Origin of the sequence: Chitinophaga sp. (assembly GCF_035538455.1) — a bacterium.
Lineage (GTDB): Bacteria > Bacteroidota > Bacteroidia > Chitinophagales > Chitinophagaceae > Chitinophaga.
In genome coordinates this window covers 48847-67928 of record NZ_DATLKJ010000184.1, presented here as the reverse complement: position 1 = coordinate 67928, position 19082 = coordinate 48847, and the positions used below count along the sequence as shown (strand labels likewise).

The 19082-nt window shown below is 47.2% G+C and carries 22 protein-coding genes; all 22 read right to left on the bottom strand.

Features of this window, described 5'->3' with window-relative positions; translation table 11 throughout:
• Positions 1-4 precede the first annotated feature (4 nt).
• A complete protein-coding gene (lolB2, locus tag VM802_RS22265; RefSeq protein WP_524537099.1) occupies positions 5-625 on the bottom strand; it encodes a flexirubin biosynthesis protein LolB2 in 621 nt (206 codons plus the stop codon).
• On the bottom strand, positions 603-1235 hold the full coding sequence (gene lolA2, locus VM802_RS22260; protein ID WP_325534717.1) for a flexirubin biosynthesis/transport protein LolA2: 633 nt from the start codon (positions 1233-1235) through the stop codon (positions 603-605). Before lolA2 ends, lolB2 begins: the two co-directional genes overlap by 23 nt.
• Positions 1228-2007 carry a polysaccharide deacetylase family protein gene (locus VM802_RS22255; protein WP_325534715.1) on the bottom strand — a complete coding sequence of 260 codons (780 nt, stop codon included), beginning with the start codon at positions 2005-2007 and terminating at the stop codon, positions 1228-1230. The genes lolA2 and VM802_RS22255 overlap by 8 nt, the downstream gene beginning before the upstream one ends.
• Positions 2001-3065 carry a beta-ketoacyl synthase chain length factor gene (locus VM802_RS22250; protein ID WP_325534713.1) on the bottom strand — a complete coding sequence of 355 codons (1065 nt, stop codon included), beginning with the start codon at positions 3063-3065 and terminating at the stop codon, positions 2001-2003. Before VM802_RS22250 ends, VM802_RS22255 begins: the two co-directional genes overlap by 7 nt.
• A 10-nt stretch (positions 3066-3075) precedes the next feature.
• Positions 3076-4269 carry a beta-ketoacyl-[acyl-carrier-protein] synthase family protein gene (locus VM802_RS22245; RefSeq protein WP_325534712.1) on the bottom strand — a complete coding sequence of 398 codons (1194 nt, stop codon included), beginning with the start codon at positions 4267-4269 and terminating at the stop codon, positions 3076-3078.
• The gene (gene apeE / locus VM802_RS22240) at positions 4266-4529 is read right to left on the bottom strand and encodes an ApeE family acyl carrier protein (RefSeq protein ID WP_325534710.1); all 264 of its coding nucleotides are present in this window, start codon (positions 4527-4529) and stop codon (positions 4266-4268) included. The genes VM802_RS22245 and apeE overlap by 4 nt, the downstream gene beginning before the upstream one ends.
• A gap of 34 nt (positions 4530-4563) precedes the next feature.
• The gene (locus tag VM802_RS22235) at positions 4564-5190 is read right to left on the bottom strand and encodes a beta-ketoacyl synthase N-terminal-like domain-containing protein (RefSeq protein ID WP_325534708.1); all 627 of its coding nucleotides are present in this window, start codon (positions 5188-5190) and stop codon (positions 4564-4566) included.
• A 42-nt stretch (positions 5191-5232) separates the two neighbouring features.
• A complete protein-coding gene (locus tag VM802_RS22230) occupies positions 5233-6477 on the bottom strand; it encodes an NAD(P)/FAD-dependent oxidoreductase (protein WP_325534706.1) in 1245 nt (414 codons plus the stop codon).
• A gap of 157 nt (positions 6478-6634) precedes the next feature.
• Entirely contained in the window at positions 6635-7699 is a 1065-nt protein-coding gene (locus VM802_RS22225) for an SAM-dependent methyltransferase (protein ID WP_325534704.1), read from the bottom strand.
• A gap of 24 nt (positions 7700-7723) precedes the next feature.
• Positions 7724-8866 (bottom strand): beta-ketoacyl-[acyl-carrier-protein] synthase family protein, encoded by a 1143-nt coding sequence (locus tag VM802_RS22220; protein ID WP_325534702.1) that lies wholly within the window; start codon positions 8864-8866, stop codon positions 7724-7726.
• A 9-nt stretch (positions 8867-8875) separates the two neighbouring features.
• Positions 8876-9289: an acyl-CoA thioesterase gene (locus tag VM802_RS22215; RefSeq protein WP_325534700.1), complete on the bottom strand. Its 414-nt coding sequence runs from the start codon at positions 9287-9289 to the stop codon at positions 8876-8878.
• Positions 9290-9404: 115 nt separating this feature from the next.
• Complete coding sequence (locus tag VM802_RS22210; protein WP_325534698.1) at positions 9405-10154, bottom strand: hypothetical protein; 750 nt, start codon at positions 10152-10154, stop codon at positions 9405-9407.
• Positions 10155-10160: 6 nt separating this feature from the next.
• Positions 10161-10586 (bottom strand): hotdog family protein, encoded by a 426-nt coding sequence (locus VM802_RS22205; RefSeq protein ID WP_325534696.1) that lies wholly within the window; start codon positions 10584-10586, stop codon positions 10161-10163.
• 77 nt (positions 10587-10663) lie between these two features.
• Positions 10664-11539, bottom strand: a complete 876-nt coding sequence (locus VM802_RS22200) for a lysophospholipid acyltransferase family protein (RefSeq protein ID WP_325534694.1) — start codon at positions 11537-11539, stop codon at positions 10664-10666.
• A complete protein-coding gene (locus tag VM802_RS22195; RefSeq protein ID WP_325534692.1) occupies positions 11539-11796 on the bottom strand; it encodes an acyl carrier protein in 258 nt (85 codons plus the stop codon). Before VM802_RS22195 ends, VM802_RS22200 begins: the two co-directional genes overlap by 1 nt.
• A gap of 178 nt (positions 11797-11974) precedes the next feature.
• Entirely contained in the window at positions 11975-13201 is a 1227-nt protein-coding gene (locus VM802_RS22190) for a beta-ketoacyl-[acyl-carrier-protein] synthase family protein (protein WP_325534690.1), read from the bottom strand.
• A 29-nt stretch (positions 13202-13230) separates the two neighbouring features.
• Complete coding sequence (gene flxB / locus VM802_RS22185) at positions 13231-13959, bottom strand: flexirubin biosynthesis SDR family reductase FlxB (RefSeq protein WP_325534688.1); 729 nt, start codon at positions 13957-13959, stop codon at positions 13231-13233.
• 56 nt (positions 13960-14015) lie between these two features.
• Positions 14016-15551: a flexirubin biosynthesis tyrosine ammonia-lyase FlxA gene (flxA, locus tag VM802_RS22180; RefSeq protein ID WP_325534686.1), complete on the bottom strand. Its 1536-nt coding sequence runs from the start codon at positions 15549-15551 to the stop codon at positions 14016-14018.
• A 154-nt stretch (positions 15552-15705) separates the two neighbouring features.
• On the bottom strand, positions 15706-16995 hold the full coding sequence (locus VM802_RS22175) for a hemolysin family protein (protein ID WP_325534684.1): 1290 nt from the start codon (positions 16993-16995) through the stop codon (positions 15706-15708).
• Positions 16996-17019: 24 nt separating this feature from the next.
• Positions 17020-17751: a ZIP family metal transporter gene (locus VM802_RS22170; protein WP_325534682.1), complete on the bottom strand. Its 732-nt coding sequence runs from the start codon at positions 17749-17751 to the stop codon at positions 17020-17022.
• Positions 17748-18326, bottom strand: a complete 579-nt coding sequence (locus tag VM802_RS22165; RefSeq protein WP_325534680.1) for a phosphatase PAP2 family protein — start codon at positions 18324-18326, stop codon at positions 17748-17750. The genes VM802_RS22170 and VM802_RS22165 overlap by 4 nt, the downstream gene beginning before the upstream one ends.
• 2 nt (positions 18327-18328) lie before the next feature.
• Positions 18329-19072 (bottom strand): class I SAM-dependent methyltransferase, encoded by a 744-nt coding sequence (locus VM802_RS22160; protein WP_325534678.1) that lies wholly within the window; start codon positions 19070-19072, stop codon positions 18329-18331.
• Between the last annotated feature and the right edge of the window lie 10 nt (positions 19073-19082).

Below are 19082 nucleotides of genomic sequence, written 5' to 3'. Positions count from 1 at the left end.
TATTTTATTTCTCCACCCTTTCGAGGGAGATATTGAAACGGAAATGCTGATGTACTATCCGGATAGTATCCGGTACGCCATTGGTATAATGCCTCATCCAGACTATTACAGCCGGTTTGCGCTCCGACGATTTTTCTATACGCTCCAGCTGTGTGCAGTCCGGATCCGTGATATAGTAATTATTGCCTTTCGCTGTAGGGATCACTGTATAACGGTAATGGCTGTCCGTCGCAGTATGCGCCGGACGCAGATCCGGCCGCAGCAGCACCAGTTCAAAGTCCTGCCGTAATGTTTTCACCACCGCCTTCTTATCCATTTTCGGGAGCAGGTAATGTTTGGTGAAGTTGCCTTTTCTATCGAATTCAAAATCAAAAAACTTGAATCCCATTTCATTAGCAAATACAATACGGGTACTGCTGTCAGGCATCTGCTTGAAAAATAACAAACCGCTCAGATGACGCTTCAGTACATTTACCTGGGTACTGTACAACGTGGAATTGAACTGCGGACTGAATTTCCGGATACATTCCACATCCCCTGTGCCCGGTTGTAATCCTCTGTACACCGAACGACAGCCGGTCATCAACAAAATGCTCAATATGCTATTTAGCCACAAATACCGCATCGGGGATATTTATATTCAGCTGCCTGTGCAGAAAACTGATAGTGGTATCATCGCCGGACACTTCTTCCATGGTAATCTTTGATACCGCCATATCCTGTTTATCTACCAGCAATATGATATTTTTAAAATACGCTTTCATTACCTTATTCACCGGCGTCAGCTCCAGCTTATAGCCCTGTGCGTTTTCAAAGGCTTTAGCAGTAAATTCAGTATTATCCAGCACTTTTCCCTGCACACAATCTACCGTGATTTTGTTGATCTGCTCAAACAATTTGTTGTTCTTACCGGAGACTTTACTCTCTTTCTGTGCATCTTTTATTTTGATGTCTTTACCGTTGATGACCAGCAGATAGTAAGATGGCTGTTGGTATTCCATTCTTACTTTATTGTCTTTCTTAAACCAGAACTTTCCTTTGGACGTGATCTTGTCAGACAACATGCTCAGGTTTTTCTCTTGTACAAAATCACACTGTATACTTTGCGTCTGCTGTGCAGCTTTTGCGAGCTGCTGTTTCAGCAGCGCAAGATCCGTCACAGATTTAAAGCCTGACTGGGCCTGTAATTGCAGCGCAATTACACAACAAATTAGTACTAATATCCATTTACACATATGCCGGTACGTTTAACATTTTATCAATTCTTTCAAACCGGTAGCCTTTCTTATGTATCCCTTCAATGAGCTGCGCTAATATTCCCGCAGTAATCTCCTGGGTATCATGCAACAATATAACAGCGCCCGGGCGCAATCCATTCATCACCCTTTGCAGCAGCCTATCAGCATCCTGCGCTACGGTGTCCATGGAGCGGATGTTCCAGCCTATAGCCAGGTAATTACCTGACCTGATAGCCCCTGCCAGGTTGGGGTTGGTAACCCCATAAGGAGGGCGGAACAAACGTGGCTGCAGTCCCGTAGCGTTGATGGTAACGCTGTCCATCTTCTCCATATCCTCTTCCATTTTCCTCCGGCTGTACACGTCAAACCAGTAATCATGCGAATAGGTGTGATTACCGATCACATGTCCATCTGCGTGTATGCGTTGGAGTAGGTGGTTATTACCTTCAATATTTTTACCGATACAGAAAAAAGCAGCGGGCACTTTATGGGTGGCCAGTACATCCAGGATCTGCGGTGTCAGTTCAGTGTGCGGCCCATCGTCGAAGGAGAGCGCTACTACCTTTTCAGCAGTGTCTGCGTTACAGAATGTTTGTATGAAGAAGCCGGAGCGGATATTGGCAGCGCCCCATACATAGAAGGGAAGGCATAGCAAAACTGGCAGCAGGAACATCCATACCGGTACGGCGTACCGGCCCGTTATCCTAAGTACCAGCAGTACCAGGATAGCGCTGATGCAGATGATATTTACAGCCCTTTTGTTTAGCATGCGGTTAATAGAATCAGGGAATGATGCGTTCCCTGGTGATGATTATACAATAGAATCCGGTTTATTCTTTCGGGAGCTTTCCCATAGAAGGCGGCGGCTTCAGGTACTTGCTGTTCAGCAATGATGCCGTTTCCGAGCCACAGGCCAAAAGCGGTGGCAGTAGGATACTCTCCGCAGAGATGTTTGAAGCTGGCTTCAGCATGGTCAGGAAACAGCGCTGCAGCTACTTCCTCATATATCTCGTCTTGGTCTATATCTCCGTTTCTGCCAGTAAGCAGCAGGTCTATATTCCCGGGCGTGCAGTTGTTATCTTCCAGGAATTTCATGATATGGCCGATCACCTCTCCCTCCCACATAGGTTTGTAGAGTGTGCTGATACCAGTCAGTTCTGCCACAGTATTATCACCTATAGTCGTGCCCAATGTAAAAAATGCTGCGCCTTCCCCCGCAATAGTACCGCGGCTGGGGCTGTTAAGCAGCTCCATTGTTTTCACCGGCGTTTTTTTGTAAAGGCCAAAACGGCCCAGTATCTGGTGGCTATATGGCGTCATCTCGTCAAGACCGCCTACCAACACATGTTTCAACATTCCTTCCTTCAGTATCATGATGGCATCAAGCAGGCCATTCTCAAAAGAGAACCCGCGATGCACAAAAGTATTGTTGTAACCGTTGCAACCCAGCAAAAGAGCAATCTGCCCGCCCACTGTGTTGTGTGTGGACTGTATGAAAGCTGTAGGCGTCAGCATCTCTTCCTTTTGTTTCACCATTTTGGAGAGAAAAATGCCGGTATCATCCAGACAGCCATAGGCAGTCCCCGTGATAATAGCATCCGGTATAGTAACGCCGGCTTCCTGAAGACTCAGAAAAGAGGCGCCCACCCCCATTTTGATAGCGCGACCCATACGACGGATCTGTTTTACATCGATCCATTGTTTATAATCCGGATCCACAACATGGAGGCGCGCCTGTTCGTACTCTTTCAGATTACCCAGCAAAGGGCCACCTGTCGCAGTTTCCTGCGGAGAAATACAACCAGTGCCATTTATGTAGATACTCATGTATTGCTGTTTATTCTTTGGAAAACACCAGACTGGAACAATTACCGCCAAAACCGAATGAGTTGGACATCACATGTTGCAGGTCATTACTCTCAGACCACGCTGTAGCAGGCGCAAAGGGCAATTCCTTCATCTGATGTTCAAATCTTGCATTGGGATAAATGATCCCCTCCTTCACAGCCAATGCCGAAAATACAGCTTCAATGCCGCCGCTGGCCCCCAGTGTATGACCTGTGAATGATTTGGTGGAACTCATTGCCGGGAAATGCGGTGCAAACAAACGGTTGATAGCAATACCTTCAGACACATCATTATTCTGTGTCCCGGTGCCATGCAGATTGATATAGTCAATTTGTTGTGCTTGCAAACCGCTCATATCCAGGGCCCCTTTCATGGCCAGATAATTACCTGTGCCTTCGGGAGAAGATGCTGTCTGATGATAGGCATCGTTGGCATTGGCATAACCGCTCAAACGACACCAGGGATGCAGCTGTATCGCCAGCCTGTCAGATACCATCACAACGTAACCGGCGCCCTCACCAAGGTTAAGCCCGGTGCGGGTATCGTCAAACGGACGGCAAGGCTGCTGGTCCAGTATCATCAAAGTATTGAAACCGTTGAGCGTAAAACGGGTCAGCGAATCAGTGCCTCCTGCAATCACGACATCCACCACATTGTTGCGGATCAGGCGCGATCCATACATCAGCGCATTCGCACCAGAAGAACAAGCTGTGCTGATGGTAGATACATGATGATGTATGCCCATTGCATCCGCCACCAGTTCCGTAATACTACCGCACTCATGATGCACTACCTGGTGTAAGCGGCCGCCGGAAGGATTTTCAAGGAATGAGGAAAAGAAATCCTCCGTCTTGTCCATCCCCCCCACAGTATTGCCGGATACGAAGCCTACACGGTATGCTGATATATCTCCTAAGCCTGATGACTGCCACGCTTCACGCGCTGCAATCAGGCTCAGCAATGCTGTTCTGCTGATATGTTCAGGCAGCCTGGCCATATCGGCCAGTGTAGCATTGTCAGCTTTTACCTCAGCCACCGGAAGCGTATTACGATGTATGGACGACAGGTATTGCATGGTAGTCATACCCGGTTCCATCCGCCTGAACGACTGCAGGCACTCCCGCAGATTCAGGCCAATGCCGCATATTACGCCGCCACCTGCTATCCACACCTTTTCACTCATGCTTTAGCTGTTTGTTGAGCCGTGATAAATTCTGCCATTGTACGCACAGAATAAAATATTTCCGGCCCCTGTTCTGGATTGGCAATACGGATATTATAATGCTGTTGCAGCAATACTATCAATTCCAGTGCATCGATAGAATCAAGTCCCAACCCTTCTTTGAACAACGGCTCATCATTGCCGATACTCTCCGGAGCTACCTCCTGCAAATTCAATTGTTCTATGATCTGCACTTTCAGATCCGCCATCAACTTTTCCATTGCGTATTTTGATATTTTGTATTTCTGTATTTCGTTATTTCCCTGTCTGATATAAATCCCCCAATGCCTTTGGCGACAAAGGAATTGACAGACCCGACGCTTTGTTCTCCACCAGGAACAGGGCTGTGTCATATTGCTGCCCCATCACTTCCACCCAGCCGCAAAGGCAGGCCTGTAGCGGAGTTTCGGCCAGCAGTTGAGCCGGGTAACTTCCCAGCAATGCTGCATCAAATTCATCAGACACAAAGAAAGTATTCTCACCTTTAAAACCATGCCGGATGCATATTTCACCCATCACAATATTAGGTAATGTATATACAAAAAGTGCAGGGCTGGCTATATCCTTTACAGTGGCGTAATAACGCAAGTCCGTGTCCAGGCTGGCGCTGCGGTTGCTCAACACAAGCCCCGCCGCTTCCGGTGGAAGCTGATGAATCCCGCTATCCTGCAATAACACCTCTGCTGCCAGCCATCCCAACTTACTGAGAGTATCCATCTTATGGAATTTCGGATACTGTCCCGAAAAGCGATCGTATCCTGCTCTCAACATCTCCTGTAAATCCAGTCCCTTATCTGCTTCCAATACCACCTCCCCGTTTCGGGAAATGCAGTGGTCGCGAATAATACAACTTGCCGTGATATATGCTGTTCCGCTGCTCAAATTGCCCTGATGAATTTAATTTTTATCCTCTTAAATGATTTATTACGCGTTTTTCAGCTTTTCGGTCAACTCAATTGTTCTGGCCAGCCGCTTCAACGCCGTATCGTGGTTCTTCACGAACGGATTGTCCATATCCCATACATAACCCGCCAGTACGGAGCAGATTTGCCCTTTGATCAGCGGATCAGCATCTTTCTTGAAGAAGATAGTATCCAATGTACCTTCATACCAGGCCATCACATATGAGCGGAAAGTGTTCACACCCTGCATGGTAGGCTCCATGTATTCCTTCTCCCAGTCTACCTCTTCTCCCCGCAGCTTCCTGATCACGAGTTTGGCAGCCGTCTGGCTGGAAACGCAGGCCAAAGTTACGCCAGATGAGAAAATCGGGTCCAGAAATTCTGTTACGTTACCCGTCAGCACAAAACCATCTCCATAAAACTTATCGGTGGTAGCAGACCAGGACTGAAGCACACGCGGTTCAAATACCAGCTCCACATCCCTGAAACGTTCCCTCGTATAGGGTTCTGCCTCCAGGAGAGCACGGTATTTTTCTTCGTCTGTACCAGGATAAGCGTCAAAAAATTCAGGATCACCCACAAAACCTAAGGAAGTAACGCCAGTGGAAAATGGTATAATCCAGATCCAGACACCTTTCTGATGAACTACAGCAGTGATACGGTTAGGCTCATCCGCCATCGAACGGCGCCGGTCAACAGTATGTGCAAATAATGCTTTACGGGGTTGCAGATTGGAATTGCGCTCCAGGTTGAAAAGCTTGGGAATGACCCTGCCATAACCGCTTCCATCAACGATGAAACGCGCCTTTATTTCGGATTGGTTACCCGCACTGTCTTCCACTATAGTAGTGGAATCAGAGCCGTCAAAATGTATAGCCGTTACAGTTGTCTCGTATTCTACTGGTACTCCCATGGAAGCCACGGTGTCTGCGAGCGTCTTATCGAAATCTGCGCGGGTTACCTGCCACGTCCATGTCCAACCGGGCGTATATTGCTCCTTGAAAGTGAAATCGCATACAGCATCGCCTTTCACGAACTTGGCGCCATACTTCTGCTGAAAACCTTTGGCTTTGATAGCTTCAATGAAGCCGGCTTCCTCCAGCGCGTCCATACTACGGGGCAGCAGGCTTTCCCCGATCACAAAACGGGGAAACTTCATCTTCTCAACAATCTTCACCTTATATCCGGCCTGATGAATAATAGATGCAGCAACAGTTCCGGCTGGCCCTGCACCAATCACCAATACATCAACCTGTTCAGTTTTCATTTGGGTATTTTTTTATTTGGGTATTTTTTGGATTTTGAGATTTTTGAATTTTTGAATGCAGTAAAGACTACTTTCTGTATATTATTTCAAACAGTAAATATCAATCTTTGCTGCATTCAAAAATTCCAAAATCAAATAATTCCAAAATCTCAAAATTTTATTTCTTCTTTTTGCACTTCAGCAACGTATAATTAAGTCCCATAGAATTGTTCTCTTCCGTTACCATCAACCCCGCATTTTCAATACACTGGAAGAAATCATCCGTATGATACATCTGGCTGTTACCGTTAGCCATAGCAGTGAAGTACAGAGAAGTCTGCTGAAGACAGAAAGCTGCTGATTTAAACTGCTGACGGTTCCAGAAAGGCTCAAGAATGAAGATGGTACCATCATCATTCAGCGCTTCACGACAACGGGACAATATCGAAACTATTTCCGCTTCGGAGAAACAATCGAGGAACTGGCTCATCCAGATGGCGTCAAAGCCGGTAGGGAAAGGGATCTCCTCGTGCAGGATATTGGCGATGTGGAAATGTACGCGATGCGCTACCCCCGCTTCCTTCATTTTTTGCTGCGCGATGTTGGCCTGACCAGGAATATCGAAGATCGTTACTTCCACATCCGGATCTTTTGCCGTACAGGCGAGCGCCCACTTGCCGGTGTTGCCGCCAATGTCCAGCAGACGCTTGGGCTTATTCTCAAAAACAATATCGAGTGCGGCCGGTGTAGCTATATCAGAATAGTAATGATCAAAGTCGAACCAGCTTTTGCCCACTGCGGGAGGCAGCAGCGATAAACCCGGATAAATGGTATCCCAGGGGCCTAGCTCTTTCAGTCCTGCTGGCTTGCCCTCCTCCAGGCTTTCCCGGAGGTGATACATGCCTTTGTAACAGATATCCTGTGTGAAATCCATGTTGATACGCGTGAGGCGGTCATGCAGAATGAAGTAACCCGTTTTGGTAAGGGTATACTTCTTATCGTTGACGATGACCAGCTCCATGCCCAGACCCGCTTCCAGCAATACTCTTACGGCGTAGCGTGTCATATTGGTTTTCTCCATGATCTCCTCGATCGTGATACCCTTCATGCCGCTGTCGCTGACCGCAGTGAGTATTCCCATATCGCGCAGCGCCCTGGTGGCCTGGAAGGCTATCGGCGCGAAGGCCAGCCATAATGCAGCTTCTTTAGCCTGTAATGCTGTTTTAGTTTCTTTGTTAAACACAGTGATAATGAATTGAGCTTTTTGCTAGTTCCTTAAATGAAAAACCATCGCTGCATTACAACCACCGAATCCTGAAACGGTTTTCAGGATATGCGCCGATTTTTTCTGCAACAGGGTGTTGGTAACATTGACGGGCATGCTTACGCCCGGCGTTTCATAACCTTTTGTAGGCAACACCACGCCGGCTTTCATAGCCTGCATGCTGATGATAGCTTCTATCAGGCCGGCTGCGCCGAGCGTGTGTCCATAATATCCTTTGAGGCTGTTCACAGGTGTGGCCGCCAGTCCCGCGTGATGCAGCGCTTTTGCTTCCATCTCGTCGTTATACAGGGTGGCCGTGCCATGCACCGATACGAAGCCAATGTCTTCTGGTGTAAGGCCGCTGCCTTTCAATGCTTGCTGCATAGCGGAGGCCAGCTCGAAGCCTGTACGCGATGGTCCTGAAATATGATTCGCATCATTGCTGATAGCGCCGGCGCCCAACAGGAACCCGGCGTCAGCAGCGTTGTTGCTGAGTATTACAGTGGCGGCGCCTTCTCCGAGGCTGACGCCTGTGCGGCCTGCGTCAAATGGTTTACAGGGCACTGCACTCACCGCCTGAAACGACTGAAAACCGGATAGCACAAAACGTGTAAGCACATCTGCACCAGTTACCACCACATGATCATATCGCCCGGCAGCGATAAGACGCTGCGCCGTTAAGATGGCCACCAGTCCTGATATACAGGCACTGCTGATCACCAATGGTCTCGATACAGCACCAAAGTGCGCAGCGATCCTGGCTGCAGTATGAGCCGGCTGCATGTCCGCCAGCGGCGGTTCAATACCTTCCGGCTGCTGCTCCAGCAGCTCTATATTGCCTTTGGTAGTAGAGATCACAAGACCCGTGCGGGAATTAGCCAGACTGATATCGGTTTGCTCCAGGGCCCTGTGAACAGAAGCCACCACAAGTTTTTCAAATTTCGTATACCCGTCTGTGTTAATACCAGCGCAGCATGCATCAAGTTGCTGCGGCGTAATCATAGCGCCATAGAAGGGTGCACCAAAAGCGGCATCCTCCTGCAAACTGATCCCGCTGCGGCCCTGCATTACCTGGCTGAAATTCTCAGCTGTAGTGCGTCCGAGCGGTCCTGTTATATTATCTGCTACTACAAAAACCTCTTGCATAATACCTTGTTACCCCACTATATACCGCTTCTTCCATTCACTGAAGAAAGGCGGTGTTATAAGCTGCAGGGTGGAAGTTTCCTTGTCGAGGAAAACCTGCACCGTGGAACCTGTCGCTACCACTTCTCCCGTAACAGGATTGGTAAGCGTATACTCAAATTTTATTTTGGCCGCCATGTCATCCACATATCGGGTCGCTATTGTTACCCTGTCGCCGTAACGAAGTGGACGTTTGAAATCGCATTGAACATTCACAAGGGGTACAATATATCCCTGTGCGAGAATATCAAGATAACGCAAACCGTATTTTTCACCGAAAGCCTCCCTTCCGTCCTCAAAATACCGTACATAGTGGCCATGCCAAACTATGCCCAGCGAATCTGCTTCATTGAATTTTACCTGTATAGTAGTGCTTTCGGTCATTTCAATTTTCTTATTTGGTTATTTAGCTATTTGTTTATTTGATTCTCACATTCAAAAATCTCAAAAATTCGAAAATCAAATAAAAAAATAACTAAATAACCAAATCTCAAAATATCTAGCTCTTCTTTTTAGCCTTTTTTGCTTCCTTTACTTCTTTGGCAGCAACAGCTGTTTTAACTTCTTTCTTTGCAGGCGCAGGAGCTGGTTCTGGTTCCGGATCTTTGGCTTCTGCATATTTCTCTTTCCACTTCTTGTAGTTGGAGCTAACGTCATCCATTACATCATGCACAGAGAACGCCCAGTAGTTGCGGAATCCAAAGCCTTTAGCCTTGCCTGTCATACGCTCGGTCATCAGCATATTGCGGGTAGCCATGTCCACCACGGTTACATACATAGAGGCTTCTTTCTCTGATTTGTTCATGGATTCCATGAAGAAAATCACACCAATACCTTTTTTGCCACCATAGTCATAGGCCTTCACAAGACGGGCAATGTCCTCTGGTTTGAGGCGTGTAGCATCTGCAGAATTGTCTGACTTCAGGCTCTCCTTGTTGGTGGCAGCATTGTGCTTGCTCACTGCGCTGAGGTCATTGGCAACACTCTTGCGATGGAATGCACCGGCGATATCATATTTTTTGGGTTCATTGAGCACCACATCATTGATACCGATGAAATGACGATCTACGATATCAGCTGCATTGGCGGCGTTGTCCCCCAGGAGGCGGGTCTGGGTGAAATCCACGCCCAGCCAGGTAAAGGATGAATCGGTGTTTTCAAAGAAACTTTTCAGTTTCTGTGCATGTGCAGTAGAGACGAACATGCCAGCGACAATCATGGGCAGGGCGATAAATCTGCTGAGTTTCATATAATACTATTTAAAGGGATTGATGAAAATCTTCATTTCGCACTGTGCCATCACTTTTCCATCACACATCACTTTACCGGTAACCATAGTGGCATTGAACACTTCTCCGCCAATCTCCGTAGTAGTCTCAATGGTTTTCCCGGCCTGCGGTAGTTCAAATATCTCCAGGTCCTTCACTGCACCGATAAAGCCCAAAGGCACTGGCGCATTTTCCTGTTGGGCAATATAACCAATACGTGCGGCGGCCGTCTGCGCTATATTTTCCATGAGACCAGGCGCCATGAAATGGCCATTGTCAACAAAAATATTGTCTGGCTGGATATGAAAACCAGTGCGGGTTACAGGTCCGTTCACTTCCATAATACCGCTGATCATTACGAATGGAGCACGTTGCGGGATATACGTGGTAATATCATCTGTATGAATAAACATCGGCACAAAAATATTATTAATAGTAAAACACGAAATAAGTCGAATTATCTGACATTATTAAGCGTAAAAACACGGATTTATTCCCAAAAGTCATAATAATTAAACCACTGGGCAGGATAAAGATGGATCTTTTCTTCGAGTTGCACTACAAAGTCCTGCAACGCCGTTTCTATACCCTGGTTACGGCGCCCATTATACTGACGCGGTTCCGTAGCATAGAAGTGATAATGTGTAGCCGATTCCTTGAAGGCGAACACCTGACATACCGGCACCCGGAAGGTGGCAGCCAGCAGGAATGGCCCCATCGGGAAACGTGCGTCATGCCCCAATAATGATGCTGTCAGGGTCTTGTTACCCGGCAGGAACCTGTCGGCATGCATACATACCAGCTCCTGATTACTCAAGGCTTCATTGATGGCATAAATGTGAGACATATCATCCTTTATCACGATGATATTCATATTCCGCCCTCCCGTTACCGACGACAAATAATCTTTGATACGCTGATGCTCACCATCAAACATGACAATATTGATGCGGGTTTCGAGACGCGTGAACAAGTGGCCTGCCACTTCCCAGTTACCCAGATGAGCGCTCAGCAGAATACCACCGCGCTTCCCCGATACCATTTCATGCAAATGGTGCTCCCCGTCGAAATGAAAGGTAAACTTGTTGGCCATGTCTGCCATCACCACTATCTTGTCGATAAGCGTCTGGCCAAACACATAGTAGTTACGATACAGGCTGAAGATCGACTTCCACCTGCTGTATCCTATACGGTCACGAAAATAATGGTAGATGGGTTTTGAAGAACTCCAGGAAAACAGGAAATAATAAAAGGCTACAAATCTCAACAGGAAATAAGCCGGATAAACGCCTCCGTAACGGAGGATAAAGATAAAAATGCTGTACCCCAGCTTATTTCCTTTTGACTTTCCCTCCCAGGAAGGCATTATACCAGTTCTTTTTGCTGAACACGAGCAGTTACATAATCATAAAAATCCTGGAATGTAACGATAGACTGAAAATCCTCCGGCTTCACCTTAAAGCCGAAATTGTCTTCTATCACCACCACCATATCAATATAGTCCAGGCTGTCAAGATCCAGCGTGGATTTGAGGTTCGCTTCAGGCGTAATATCTTCGGGGTTTGCTTCAAACTCCTCCACCAGAAACCTGTTAGTAACAGCTATAATTTCTTTGATCTCCATAATTTAAAGTGTGAATCAGATATAGGTCGTTTACAATAAAATATTTGACAGCTCTGACCTGAATATATTCCGAACTTAGACTCCAAAGTTATCATTTTTTTATTTAGGTATTTTTCGGTGAATCCCGGATTTAAGGAACACGCAGGAAAATATCATCACAAAAAAAACAATCCGTTGCTCAACTTCCTTGCCATTTCCGTACGATCAGCGATGAATTGGTTCCGCCAAAGCCGAAAGAGTTAGACAAAAATATATTAAAATTTTTATTAATGGTATTGGTGACGATATTTAATCTGGCCGCATCTTCATCCGGATTCTCCAGGTTGATATTAGGCGCGATAAAACCGTTCTGCATCATCAGCATCGAGTACACAATCTCGCTGGCCCCCGCCATCCAGCATTCATGGCCGGTCATCGACTTCGTAGAGCTCACATATGGATTGGATGTACCAAATACCTCATGGATAGCACGGGCTTCACTGGCATCGCCAGCCGGTGTCGAGGTAGCATGCGCGTTAATGTATTCAATATCTGAAGGCTGCAATCCCGCGTCTTTCAGGGCTATCTCCAGAGAGCGCATAGGCCCCTCCACTGTAGGATTGGAGATATGAGCGCCATTGGACGAAAAGCCATATCCGAGCACTTCACCAAGGATAGTAGCGCCCCTGCGTTGCGCAGATTCCAGGCTTTCCAGAATCACTGTGGCAGCGCCCCCGCTGGGTACCAGCCCGTCGCGGTCGCGGTCAAACGGCCGCGATGCCCTGGTAGGAGCATCTTCTCTGACAGAGAAAGCAGCGATAGCATCGAAGTTACCCATCGCATAAATGTTCACCTCCTGTGCTCCGCCGCAGATCACGGCGTCCTGCATGCCATTCCTGATGAACATATAGCCGAGGCCAATGGCGTGCGAGCCGCTGGCGCAGGCTGCACTCACCGTGAAATTCACGCCACGTAGCTTGAAAATAGTGGCCAGGTTCATGTTCACAGTAGAATTCATGGTCTGAAACACAGACCCGGAGCCCACAAGCATAGTATCCTTCTTTTCACGCATAATGTCTGTAGCTTCAACTACAGGCTTTGCGGAACTATCGTTGCCGTATAAAAGACCTATCGGTGTCTTATCAATATAATCCTGGTCAATACCCGACTGCGCCAATGCTTCGCGGGTAGCCATAAAAGCAAATTCGGCCTGTTCAGGCATCATCAGCCTGGCCCTGCGATCCAGTAAACCTTTCAGCTCAGGTCTTTCCACATATCCTGTCAATCCGGAACGGTAGCCAAATACTTTTCTCTCCGGGTCCAGCACAATGCCTGATTTCCCCTGATACAATGAATCCTTCACCTCCTGCATGTTTTTACCTATGCAAGAGTAGATTCCCATTCCAGTGATCACTACGCGGTTCATCAGCAGATTTTTGCGGTTAAATTCTTTAATCAGGTGTGTAAGCCTCCATTAATATTAAGCACCTCACCTGTAATATATCCTGCTCCCCTGGAAACAAAGAAGGCCACCGCTTCCGCTACTTCTTCGGGCGTACCGAAGCGGTTCATTGGCACCTGTGCAGCCAGCTCCTTTTCATTCAGCTCAGCAGTCATATCAGTTTTAATATACCCTGGCGCAATGGCATTCACGGTTACCCCGCGTTTGGCCACTTCCTGTGCCAGCGCCTTGGTGGCGCCAATCATGCCCGCTTTGGCAGCAGAATAGTTCACCTGTCCCGGAAGCCCCTTGAGGCCAGACAGCGATACCATATTGACGATGCGGCCAAAACGCTTCAGCAACATACCATTCAGTACCTGCTTGGTTACATGGTAAAAACCATTCAGACTGGTGTTAAGTACATTATTCCATTGTGCTTCGGTCATCCAGAACATAAGTGAATCTTCACGCACGCCTGCATTATTCACCAGCACTTCTATATGGTTGTCTTTGTTATTCTCAATCCAGCCGCCCAAAACGTTCTGCACATCCGCCGCATCACCGACATTGAAAGCCAGCAATTCGCCGGTACTACCCTTTGCGGTCACCGCTTCCAGCGTCTCCTTTGCAGCGGCTTCATTACCTTTATAGTTAATGAGAACATGGTATCCCAACGCCGCTAATCTGATACATACTGCCCTGCCTATACCTCTGGACCCGCCTGTTACTAAGGCACATTTCATGAGATTACTGATTACTGTTAGAAATTACAGATAGATTTCCTGGCTATAGCTAATGGTCAGATCTTTACCGGTTCATTATTAACCAGGTATTCCTTGATCTTTCTCACCTTTGTATACATGGGACTGTCATCAATAAATTTAGGGAAAATTGCCCTTACTTCACTGTATACCTTGTGAGTATGCGCCGCCAGCCTGTCCTGGCATTTGAGATAGTCTACCGCCTGTAACACTGTCATCATCTGGATGGCCAGCACTTCAAACGTATTTTCTATAACCCTGTTCGTCATGAGCGCAGCATTGCATCCCATGCTCACAATATCCTGGTTGTCATTGTTATTGGGAATACTGTGTACATACATCGGGAAAGACAATGTCTGGTTCTCCGCCACTGTAGATGTTGCCGTGAACTGCACACCCTGCATACCGAAGTTGAAGCCCAGTTTACCGAGGTTCATAAACGGCGGGAACTTGTGGTTCAGCTTATCATTCAACAGGTAGTTGAGCTGCCGCTCAGATAGCATAGACAGCTTGGTGATGGCCGTTTTCAGCTTGTCCATCTCCAGCGAGATATAATCCCCGTGGAAATTACCGCCGTGGAATACATTCTCTTTGTGGTGGTCTACCACCGGGTTATCGCTTACAGAGTTCAGTTCATCCACAACCACTTTTTCTGCCTGTACCAGCGTGTCATACACAGGTCCGAGGATCTGCGGTACACAGCGGAGGGAATAATACTCCTGTACTTTATCCTTGAAGATCTCCTCTTCCAGCTCTTTATAAAGATGGTCCGGACGATGTCGCACCATTTTGCTGCCACTGAGGATACCACGCATCCACTCAGCTATTTTGTTCTGGCCTTCGTGCATCTTCACAGCATTCAGTTCTGCAGAAAGATGATCGTCAAACGCCTCCACAATCTCATTAATCATAGCGGAAAGCATCACAGACCAACCCAGCAGTTTCTTTGCTTCTATCAGGTTCACCAATCCTACGCCTGTCATGGCGGAAGTGCCGTTGATAATAGCCAACCCTTCTCTCACATGTATACCGATAGGCTTCAGCCCTAATTTTGCAAATACTTCAGCTGTCGGCTGCATCTTATCTTCATACCATACTTCTCCTTCGCCGATCAGTACCAGCGCCAGATGTGCCAGCTGCACAAGGTCGCCGCTGGCGCCCACGCCGCCATGCTCAAACACGCACGGATAAACATTCTTATTAATCAGGTCTTTCAGCAGATGAACCACTTCGGGATGTATACCGGAATGCGCCTGCATGAAACTGCTCAGACGGGCAATCATCAGCCCCTTCGTGAGCAGCGGCGGCATACATTTACCAGAACCGGAACTATGACTGCGTATAAGGTTGTATTGTAACTGGAATGTGTCACTATCGCTGATTCGGTACTGTGCCATCGGGCCAAAGCCCGTATTGATACCATAAATCAGCTTTTTTGCAGAAAATCTCTTGAGAAACAAAAAGCTCGCTTCCACCTGCTGTAATGCCGCTTCCTGCAATCCCAGCTCTTCCCCGCCGAAAAGGATCCTGTACACCTGTTCCAGCGTCAGCGACCTACTTCCTAGTTCAACCATTTTATTTACAGTTATATTTAATATTTATTAATGTGAAAAAAGTGCTCAAAAATAGTACAAAGATGGATTTATTCAAAGTAATCCATCAATGCTGATACGAATTACGGGTAATTACGTATGCGGTAAATACTTGTTGGCATCCTGGGGGGTACACTTATTCTTCATCCGGTTGGGCTGGTGGCGTAACCAGTACTTTATCAATCCGGTGAGCGTCCATGTCTACTATTTCAAATTCAAAATCGCGCCAGGTAAACTTCTCACCTGTTTTCGGAATATGCTCAAGATGATGCAGGATAAAGCCTGCCAGCGTGTCAAAGTCCTGGTCGAATTCATTCATCCAGTCTTCTTTATCAAATTCTGCAAGGAAATCGTAGAATGGTATCTGGGCATCTACAATGTAGGAACCGTCTTCTCTCAACACCATTTCATAATCATCGGGCTCCTCGGTTTCCGGCATATCGCCCACAATGGCTTCCAGTATGTCGTTCAGTGTGATCATACCCAACAGTGTGCCATATTCATCAACAATAAAAGCAGCATGAACATGGGTCTGCTTAAACTTTTCCAGTACCTGGTAAGCAGTATTGTTTTCCGGCACAAATAACGGTTTCTTGATGATCTGTGCAAGTGTCATGGATTTACCGGCCACAGCATACAGGTCTTTGATCGAGATAATCCCGCGGATACTGTCAATCTCTCCATCACATACCGGGTATACCGAATGCAGACTGCTGTGGATTTTCTGCTGATAATCAGCCGGCGTTTCGTTAATATCAATCCAGGTAATATCATTACGATAGGTCATGAGAGACGTAATGTTCCTGTCTCCCAGGTGAAACACACGCTCAATAATCTCCTGCTCCTGCTCTTCAATAGCGCCGGAATGTGTCCCCTCATTGATAATCGCTTTAATTTCCTCCTCCGTTACCTGCGAATCCTTTGGTTGCAGGTTGAATATTTTTACAATGAGGTTACTGGTAGCGGTCAGCAGCCAGATGAATGGGAAAGTAATCCATGACAACACCTGCATAGGTCCCGCCATGACTTTGGCTATGGCTTCAGGTTTAGCCATTGCAATACGCTTGGGAACCAGTTCCCCCAACACCATGGAGAAAAAGGTAATAACTATTACAATGATGACTGTAGCAAGGTGGTTGCTGTAAGGCTGTAGGGATGCAAACTGGTTGAGCCAGTTAACGACATGGACTTTGATGCTTTCACCAGAATAGATACCGGTAAGGATACCGATGAGCGTGATGCCTATCTGTACAGTTGAGAGAAATGTGTCTGGTTGGCTTGCCAGCTTCAGTGCGGCTTTTGCTTTTTCATCCCCCCTATTGGCCAGGTGTTCAAGGCGGCTTTTGCGTGCGGATATCATTGCAATCTCCGACATTGAGAACAACCCGTTCAATAAAATAAGGATGAGGATAATGACGACTTCCATGATTTAAAGTCTAAAAATAAAAAATTATTCAAATATCAGGGTAAGAAATGCCAAAAGCAGCCCCGCCGCAATAGCCATTACCTTACGCCCGCTGAGTTCGTGATGCTTGGTGCCGCTTTCGTAAAAGATAGTGGTGGAGATATGCAGGAAAGCGCCTATCACCAAAGCCACTACATACAACAGGTATTGCGACACTACCTCAAAACGGTTGCCCATCCATGCCGCCAGTATAGCCGCCAGCGGCGTCACAGCTGCAAACACAAACAGTATCCGCCACAGCTCCGCCTTCTTTTTGTGGGCATGTATCATTACAGTCATGAGCGTAAGCGCTTCCGGCACTTTATGCGCCGCCACGCCCAGCATCAGCGACGGTAGCGCCGACTGATCATCATATTTGAATCCCAGCGGTAGCCCCTCCATAAATGCATGGATCGAAAGGCCCAACAGTAACGGCATCACAGCAATATGATGGTGGTTCTCCCCCGGTATATGCGTATGCCCATGCTCCATACCGTGTGAAAGCTGCTGCAGAAACACCTGCAGGAAGAAGCCCAGCACAATATAGATACCGGCAGTGTGACCCAGTTCGTGGTACACTTCCGGCAACAAGTGCATAATGATAATGCCAAAGAGAAAAGCTCCCGTGAAGGCCAGCAGGTAAATGGAAAGGTTGGCGTACGTACGCTTCATCAGCATCGGGATAAGCCCTCCTGCAAGCGTCGCCAGTAGTATGAGTATTAAATAGCTCCAGTTCATGATGTTATTTCAGGTTCCAGTCTTATGCGGCGTTGGAAAAAGCTGCCGCTCAGCAACCCGATCAAAAGGCCCAGCACCGCGCCGCCGGTAATATCCAGCGGATAGTGCACACCTACATACACCTGCGCATAGGCTATCAATGCAGCCCATACAAAAAATAACCAGGTATATCGGCCGAAAAATGATTTTAAAGTTAAGAAACAAAATGTAGCCAGCGCAAAATGATTGGCCGCATGGTTGGAAGTAAAGCTCCCGCTCATAGGGCAATATACCACCAGCACGCGGGCAAAATGCGATACAACAGGGTCACGGCAGGGCCGCACCCTTCCTATCGTTTCCTTGAGGTACAGACTGGCCTGGTCAGACATCCCGAAACAGAGCAGAAAGAACAAGATCCAGAACAAACCTCTCCAGCCAAAGTTGATAGTCACGAATAAAGCCAGGAACAAGTACAGTGGCGCCCACACATATGGCTCACGCAGAAACGGCATGATCACATCCAGCCATACATTGTGCCATTGTCCATTTATATGAAAGAACAGTCTCAGATCTCCTTTAAGTATATTTTCAAGCATGGCTATGATTTTGTCGCAATGAGAATAAGGCGCGGCGAACGCTGTTCATCATAGCTGTTAAAGTGATAATCACCGAAAATTTCCGTTATAGTCAGCCCCTGCCTGGAGAACATCTGCTCAAAATCAACCCTGGTAAAGGCATTCACACTTTCATTAAAGGCGGCTCTGCGCATCTGTACTTTATCGAGTATACCTATATGCTTCAGGAATTTTTTGTCCTTGTATTCACGACGAATGTCAAACACCACATCGTCTTTTTCCTTCACTTCATCCACAATCAGGTGTTCCGCCACGTAGGTGCTGTTGAGGTAATCAAGCACCAGCCTGCCACCGGGTTTCAGCGCATTACGCAACGTTCGCAACGCATTGTCATTGTCACGCTGCGTATCAAAATAACCGAAACTGGTAAAGAAATTAAACACCACGTCGAAATAATTGACACGGAAAGGTAGGCGCATATCATGCTGGAAAAAGCTGAGATGATCATTCTCCAGCTTTTTAGCAATGGTGATACTTTCAATGGAAAGATCTATCCCGGTTACATTATAACCCTTGTCTGCCAGGTACTTTGCATGACGGCCCTTTCCACAGGCCACATCCAGCATTTCCGCGTCTGGAACCGGGTGCAGGTAGGCCAACAGCTTGTCAATAAAAGCCGCTGCTTCCTTCTCATCCCTGTTGTTATACAGGAGATGATAGTAAGGAGAATTAAACCAGTCTTTAAACCATTGCTTGTCTATTTCCATAATATAGCTT

Coding starts and splice junctions, on each gene's coding strand:
- VM802_RS22165 (WP_325534680.1), bottom strand. CDS start 18,326: ATGCTTGAAAATATACTTAAAGGAGATCTGAGACTGTTCTTTCATATA.
- VM802_RS22170 (WP_325534682.1), bottom strand. CDS start 17,751: ATGAACTGGAGCTATTTAATACTCATACTACTGGCGACGCTTGCAGGA.
- flxB (WP_325534688.1), bottom strand. CDS start 13,959: ATGAAATGTGCCTTAGTAACAGGCGGGTCCAGAGGTATAGGCAGGGCA.
- VM802_RS22215 (WP_325534700.1), bottom strand. CDS start 9,289: ATGACCGAAAGCACTACTATACAGGTAAAATTCAATGAAGCAGATTCG.
- VM802_RS22200 (WP_325534694.1), bottom strand. CDS start 11,539: ATGCCTTCCTGGGAGGGAAAGTCAAAAGGAAATAAGCTGGGGTACAGC.
- VM802_RS22255 (WP_325534715.1), bottom strand. CDS start 2,007: ATGCTAAACAAAAGGGCTGTAAATATCATCTGCATCAGCGCTATCCTG.
- VM802_RS22195 (WP_325534692.1), bottom strand. CDS start 11,796: ATGGAGATCAAAGAAATTATAGCTGTTACTAACAGGTTTCTGGTGGAG.
- VM802_RS22250 (WP_325534713.1), bottom strand. CDS start 3,065: ATGAGTATCTACATAAATGGCACTGGTTGTATTTCTCCGCAGGAAACT.
- VM802_RS22175 (WP_325534684.1), bottom strand. CDS start 16,995: ATGGAAGTCGTCATTATCCTCATCCTTATTTTATTGAACGGGTTGTTC.
- lolB2 (WP_524537099.1), bottom strand. CDS start 625: ATGCGGTATTTGTGGCTAAATAGCATATTGAGCATTTTGTTGATGACC.
- VM802_RS22190 (WP_325534690.1), bottom strand. CDS start 13,201: ATGAACCGCGTAGTGATCACTGGAATGGGAATCTACTCTTGCATAGGT.
- lolA2 (WP_325534717.1), bottom strand. CDS start 1,235: ATGTGTAAATGGATATTAGTACTAATTTGTTGTGTAATTGCGCTGCAA.
- VM802_RS22160 (WP_325534678.1), bottom strand. CDS start 19,072: ATGGAAATAGACAAGCAATGGTTTAAAGACTGGTTTAATTCTCCTTAC.
- VM802_RS22210 (WP_325534698.1), bottom strand. CDS start 10,154: ATGAAACTCAGCAGATTTATCGCCCTGCCCATGATTGTCGCTGGCATG.
- flxA (WP_325534686.1), bottom strand. CDS start 15,551: ATGGTTGAACTAGGAAGTAGGTCGCTGACGCTGGAACAGGTGTACAGG.
- apeE (WP_325534710.1), bottom strand. CDS start 4,529: ATGGAAAAGTTGATGGCGGATCTGAAAGTGCAGATCATAGAACAATTG.
- VM802_RS22205 (WP_325534696.1), bottom strand. CDS start 10,586: ATGTTTATTCATACAGATGATATTACCACGTATATCCCGCAACGTGCT.
- VM802_RS22245 (WP_325534712.1), bottom strand. CDS start 4,269: ATGAGTGAAAAGGTGTGGATAGCAGGTGGCGGCGTAATATGCGGCATT.
- VM802_RS22220 (WP_325534702.1), bottom strand. CDS start 8,866: ATGCAAGAGGTTTTTGTAGTAGCAGATAATATAACAGGACCGCTCGGA.
- VM802_RS22230 (WP_325534706.1), bottom strand. CDS start 6,477: ATGAAAACTGAACAGGTTGATGTATTGGTGATTGGTGCAGGGCCAGCC.